8 protein-coding genes are annotated in these 5,453 nt (G+C 40.8%); 6 read left to right on the plus strand and 2 right to left on the minus strand.

Going from position 1 to position 5,453, the window contains the following annotated elements; all coding sequences use genetic code 11:
* The 4 genes from L691_RS33335 to L691_RS30510 all read left to right on the plus strand — a co-directional run.
* On the plus strand, positions 1 to 391 hold a 391-nt coding region (locus L691_RS33335), incomplete at its 5' end, for a hypothetical protein (RefSeq protein WP_036735320.1).
* Positions 384 to 1,100 carry a response regulator transcription factor gene (locus L691_RS0104675; RefSeq protein ID WP_025689086.1) on the plus strand — a complete coding sequence of 239 codons (717 nt, stop codon included), beginning with the start codon at positions 384 to 386 and terminating at the stop codon, positions 1,098 to 1,100. The genes L691_RS33335 and L691_RS0104675, both read left to right, overlap by 8 nt.
* A gap of 71 nt (positions 1,101 to 1,171) precedes the next feature.
* Positions 1,172 to 2,047: a sensor histidine kinase gene (locus L691_RS0104680; protein ID WP_198022976.1), complete on the plus strand. Its 876-nt coding sequence runs from the start codon at positions 1,172 to 1,174 to the stop codon at positions 2,045 to 2,047.
* A gap of 80 nt (positions 2,048 to 2,127) precedes the next feature.
* A complete protein-coding gene (locus L691_RS30510; RefSeq protein WP_025689090.1) occupies positions 2,128 to 2,760 on the plus strand; it encodes a response regulator transcription factor in 633 nt (210 codons plus the stop codon).
* A 420-nt stretch (positions 2,761 to 3,180) separates the two neighbouring features.
* Here L691_RS30510 and L691_RS31785 read toward each other — a convergent pair whose 3' ends face one another.
* On the minus strand, positions 3,181 to 3,900 hold the full coding sequence (locus L691_RS31785; protein ID WP_156934158.1) for a hypothetical protein: 720 nt from the start codon (positions 3,898 to 3,900) through the stop codon (positions 3,181 to 3,183).
* A 193-nt stretch (positions 3,901 to 4,093) separates the two neighbouring features.
* On the opposite strand from L691_RS31785, the gene L691_RS31790 reads away from it, so the two are divergent.
* Complete coding sequence (locus L691_RS31790) at positions 4,094 to 4,306, plus strand: hypothetical protein (RefSeq protein ID WP_156934159.1); 213 nt, start codon at positions 4,094 to 4,096, stop codon at positions 4,304 to 4,306.
* Positions 4,307 to 4,504: 198 nt separating this feature from the next.
* Here the strand turns inward: L691_RS31790 and L691_RS27830 are convergent, their stop codons facing one another.
* Positions 4,505 to 4,747: a DUF6809 family protein gene (locus tag L691_RS27830; protein WP_332249028.1), complete on the minus strand. Its 243-nt coding sequence runs from the start codon at positions 4,745 to 4,747 to the stop codon at positions 4,505 to 4,507.
* A 652-nt stretch (positions 4,748 to 5,399) separates the two neighbouring features.
* Here L691_RS27830 and L691_RS34175 point away from each other — a divergent pair.
* On the plus strand, positions 5,400 to 5,453 hold a 54-nt coding region (locus tag L691_RS34175; protein ID WP_156934160.1), incomplete at its 3' end, for a twin-arginine translocation signal domain-containing protein.

Genomic DNA, 5,453 nt, shown 5'->3' on the forward strand with positions numbered 1-5,453 from the left:
CTTTGAATTGATAATCGGACTTTTTCTGTTGTCTGAGCCACTGACACTTGCAAATTTGAGGTACCAATTGGCTTTTCTTGTTCAAACATGGCTATTGTATATCGCTTTGACTCCATTGGCTGCTTTTATCGCAATTGTGGTAAGAAAATCAATATTATGTGCAATTGCAAGTGCGGGAGGCGGGATAATGAGTATGCCCTTAGGGGTAGTATCGTCCAAGTATATCACTTTGAGCCCTTGGCTAATCCCATATCTATTTTCCTACTATCCGCTTAATATACCGGATTACCCCGTTTGGGAACCGGGGCTTTTGGTTTCGGGAATTTTGATTCTTTTGTCCATGGGCCTCGGATTATATATCTATACTAAGAAGGATCTTATCTATGAGTGAAATCCAAATTTTAGTCGTTGAAGATGATTTGGAAATTTACCAGCTGGTTGCCCATGCGCTTGTTAAGGAAGGATACCGGGTTGATACAGTACATAATGGAGCCGATACCCTTCACCGGTTTAAGCATGGGTCATATGATTTAATCATTTTGGACATTATGCTGCCCGGGATGGATGGCCTGGAGGTATTGCGCAGGATTCGCGAAGAATACCAAGTCCCAGTCCTTATTTTATCGGCGAAGGACACGGAGGTTGACAAAATACTCGGCCTTGGCTTAGGGGCGGATGATTATCTTACGAAACCGTTTTTGGTGGGGGAACTTTTGGCGCGTGTGAAAGCGAACTTGCGCCGCTATCTGTATTTTCAGCCAAAGGAGGGGGATAAGACTTCTTCGGTGTTGACCTATAACGGTCTGAAGTTAGATTGCAACACCTTTGAGGTGAACGTTCACGGTCAATCCATACCGCTGACGTCCAAGGAGTTCTCCATCTTGAAGCTGCTGATGTCCGAGCCTCAACGCGTATTCACCAAATCGCAAATCTTTGAGCATGTCTGGGATGAGTCGTACTCCCTTGAAGTGGACGATAACACGGTTATGGTTCATATTCGAAGACTGCGTACCAAAATTGAAGCAGACCCCTCAAATCCGGACTATGTCCAAACGGTGTGGGGGATCGGCTACCGGTTAAGCGGGAAGGAGCAAGTATGACATTCCTACTGGCGCTTCTAGTGAGCCTCGGGGGATTGTCCGCCGTTATACTCGGCAAGTACATTCAATGCTTGAGACAACTGCGCCGCATCACCCGCAGAATGGAGGAGCTTCGGTCCGGTCACGGAAGCGGCTATTTCTTAATCAGGACTAGCAACGCTTCAATAAATGAATTGGCGGAAGAGCTTAATCTTCTCAGCGGCCATCTTCGGAACCTAACGAATCGAACGGAGCGCCTGGAAAGAGCGCAAAGGCAAATCATGACGAATATTGCCCATGACTTACGCACGCCACTCACTTCGTTATCCGGCTATGCTGAGTTGTTAAAAACCGATTCGCATCGGGACAAAGTAACAACCGAAAAGTACATTGATATTATTTTCACGAAATCGCAAATGCTGGAGGCATTAATTCGAAATTTTTTTGATTGGGCAAAATTAGAAGCCGACGACGTTGCTCCGAATCTTCAAAAGTTGAATATAACCATCATATTACAAGAGGTGGTTGCAACCTATTATCAAGATTTTGAAAAAATAGGCGTTTCTCCTGTTCTTGATTTTCCTGCTTATTCGGTATTTGCATGGGCTGATCCCGCTGGCATGGAACGTATATTGGGTAATCTCATTACCAACTCCATTCGATACGGGTATGACGGAGGAATACACGGCATCAAAATGCGGGAAGAACAGGAGAAGGTGTGGATTGAAGTTTGGGATTGCGGAAAAGGCATTGATCCTGAAGACCTTTCTTTTATTTTCGATCGGCTCTATATGGGGGAAGCGTCCCGCCGTATGACCTCCCACGGGAGCGGCCTCGGGCTAAGTATTACCAAGAAACTGGTTGAAAAACAGGGCGGCGAGATTTTGGTTCGGAGTGTCCCTTATGAAAAAACATCGTTCTCATTTTACCTGTTAAAAACAATGCATTCCGGGTTGGACCTGAACTGAGAAACAGTAGGGTCAGCCGCTAATTGTATCGGCTAAAGCGCAAAAATCGGTACTTGCCGAACAAAAAAGGAGAACAAATCATGGAGATGCAAGAAGTATCCGTGCTGTTAATCGGTAAGCAGGAGATTGTTATGTTTGGGCTTGAATCCTACCTTACGCAAAAGGATGGAATGCATGTTGTTAGCAGGAAATATAAATCAGAACAAGGATCCTATGAAGAAATTCAATTGATTCAACCCGATGTGATTATCCTTGGTTTGAGTATAGAGCACCCTAATATTTTCGTTTTTATTGAACATATAAGGGAAAAGTTTCATGATCTGAAAATCATCATGTACTCCTCGTATAAAAGCTCTTTTCTCGAAATGCGGACCATTTCATCCGGCGCCAATGCCTATATTACAAGAGATATTTCATTGCTTGAAGTTTATAGTACAATTCTGATGGTGCATGATCAGTTCACGATTTCGCAGTGCAAGGGGATTGGACAAGATGATTTGTCTCCTCAGGAACAAAGGGTGCTTGAACTCATAACACTCGGGTATACCAACAAAGAAATCGCTGCGAAGCTCCATGCCTGTGAGAGAACCGTTTCTTATTATGTCAATAATTTATTTAACAAAATGAATGCAAAAAGAAGAGTCGAGGTAGCCCTAAAAGGGGTGATCAAAGGTTACATCAATAATGAGATCATTGAAACACTTCTCGAGTGATCGGACATACATATCGATGTTGGTGAGTGGCGTTCATCAACCAACATTAAATTCTTCGCGCAGGCTTTAATGTCCGAATAGGAGATTAGGCTTAAAATCCTGCGGTAGTGACTTCTGTACCAGTTCGATCCCGGTCCTCCGCATCTTTGATTCAGCTGTAACACAATCATATGAGCTTCTCTGCTTTTATACAGATGTAGAATGCCTTACTACATATAAAAACCATAACCCCGTAGGATTAAACCTGACGGGGCTGTGGTTTATTTTCTGTAACATCCGTAAATAAAAAAATGCACCCCTTAGAATTTTCAAAGGATTAACTGAGAGTTAAACCCTATTCATTCTAATGGGTGCACTTTACATGAGTTCAATTAGATGAAAGATTACGTATAAATAATTTCTGTAAGTATCGTCGGAATATTAGATTCCAAAGGTGATATTGTATGCTGCATTATTAACAGGATATCTATAGTATCCTGTTGTAGACATCGTGAAACCAAAATTTGCTATGCTAATACCTGATGACTCGGTTTGTGCAGTTTGGAAAACTACAGTACCTGTAGTGGTTATTTGATTGCAAGGATACGAGCCAATAGAACCTGTTGGGACAGTTGAAGCATGTGGGTCAACCAAAGTATAGCTGCCGCTACCTGTTGTCGCCCAATAAGTATCAGAAACTGAATTAATTTGTCCAAAGGATCCACTTTGCCAAGTTTGGTAAACTGTATAAAGTGTTGCTTGGGCAAAGTGAGTTCCATTATATCCGCTGTCATAAAAAGTTCTATATGCAGTTCTTGTGGTATATGTTCCTGTTGAAGTCGTAGAGGCAGTTGAATTAGTACTTAAAGCAGCAGTTGTTAGTTTCCCTGGCTTGGATTCACCAACAATTTCGCCATATTCAGTAACAACATCACCAGTGGCCTTTTCGACGACTTTAACATTTACTTCTTTTCCCTTTTCCGTTCTCACAAAATCATAAAAGGCAGGATCATATGGAGTATCGACAGTCAAAGCATCAAGCTTCAACTTATGTACTGAAGAAACGCTTTCTGCGCTTTCAGCAAATACGCCCGATGATGCGGTCATTAACATGATAAGTGATAATGACATGCTGGCCAAGAATTTAAAACTTTTCTTCATAACCTTACCTCCAAAAAAATGTATTTTTATTACAAAAAATCATACTACTAATTGGTGATCTATGTATATAGTGTTCAAATATATGTTAATATTAATAATTTATGGTGAATATATTTACATTAATTTGCAAGTATGATATTAGTATGTTATTTTTGACATAGAAACTCAGTTAGAAAGGGGATTTTTAACTCACATGGATAACTCAGAAATATCTCAAAGTTTGAATAATATTGCCAATCAAGTTAGTAACTTAGGATCTAATACTTCAGTGGGGTTGGGGGATATATCACAAAAAATTGATCATTTAAATACGGGTATAGCTTTAACTAATACTCTTTTAGTGTTATTAATAGTTTCAATAATTTTAAATTCTTTGATTAACTGGAGAAACAAAAAAAAGAATTAAAATACATTCAAAAATGACTTTTTTCAATCTTATTGTATGGCCCATTTTTTAAGTGGGTATCTGTGCGATTTTTTTCATGTCTAAAAGATTCAGGCATCCGCTCATGGATTAGCCGAAGTGGGATTATATTCCTATAATGGCGGAGCATCAGGAAAGGCAATCATTTTGCGAGCAAGCTAGTCCTTCCCGGTTAATATCTCAGCCATGATTCCTGCTCCAAGCCGGAAGCCGTATGTAAAAGAAGACCATTCCATGCGTCTGAGAGTATAAGTCCAGCAAAGCCTCAAGCTCCTCAAACTCCTCCTCGGAATGCCGCTTTTTCCAAGTCTCCATCGCCTCGGATATCTTTCGGCTGATTTGCCGATAATTCGGGTCGTTGGAGATCACTTTTTCATCAGGACACAAATTGCCATGATACAAATCCTCCAATAGGCTTCTCATTCCATCTCCATCCTTACTGTAAAAATCTATGAATTGAGGGCTGCAGTGGGTATATCCAACTCTCCGCTTTATAACGGGAATCGGTAGCTTGCGTGATGTGAAGCATATTTACCAGCTCTTGCTGGGTCATGTCTTTGTCTGAAAAATCCATATAGTATACTCTACAAAACGAAATTTATTTTGGTATGACCTACTCAAGAGAAAGATAATTATTTCGGAAGTGACTGTGCGAAACTGCATAGTCATATTATTTTGAGTAAGTGTTGATAAACTGGCAAAAAAAGGCTACAGCAGTAGCGAGAGAAATGAACGGCAACTTGCACAGTTGCCCAGGCAGTTACATTGATGACAGTCTACCGCTTCTTTTGGAGCGGTTTTTCTTTTGCTGTTAACCTTCCCAATTTCACTCCATTAACTTTTAAATTATAAACGTTTTCAATCACTATACTTTAGCTTCCACACCAACCCTCTGCTTAGGTTACTGCAATTGGTGAGGAAAACAGTCAAATTTTAGGGAAATTTATCCAAAAAGTTCTCAGTTTGTTCATTGATCTTTGATTCTCTGCCCCTTTATAATCTGTGTGGATTTGCCATAGAAAGTAAGTGGTTCCATGGATAGGAGAACTCCCATTCCGCGAAAAGGAGAGATTTGATGAGAATCAACAGGAGAGATTTTCTCAAGTGGTCAGTAGCGGCTGGGGGGGGG

The sequence above is a fragment of the Paenibacillus zanthoxyli JH29 genome, assembly GCF_000520715.1.
GTDB classification, from domain to species: Bacteria; Bacillota; Bacilli; order Paenibacillales; family Paenibacillaceae; genus Paenibacillus_AQ; species Paenibacillus_AQ zanthoxyli.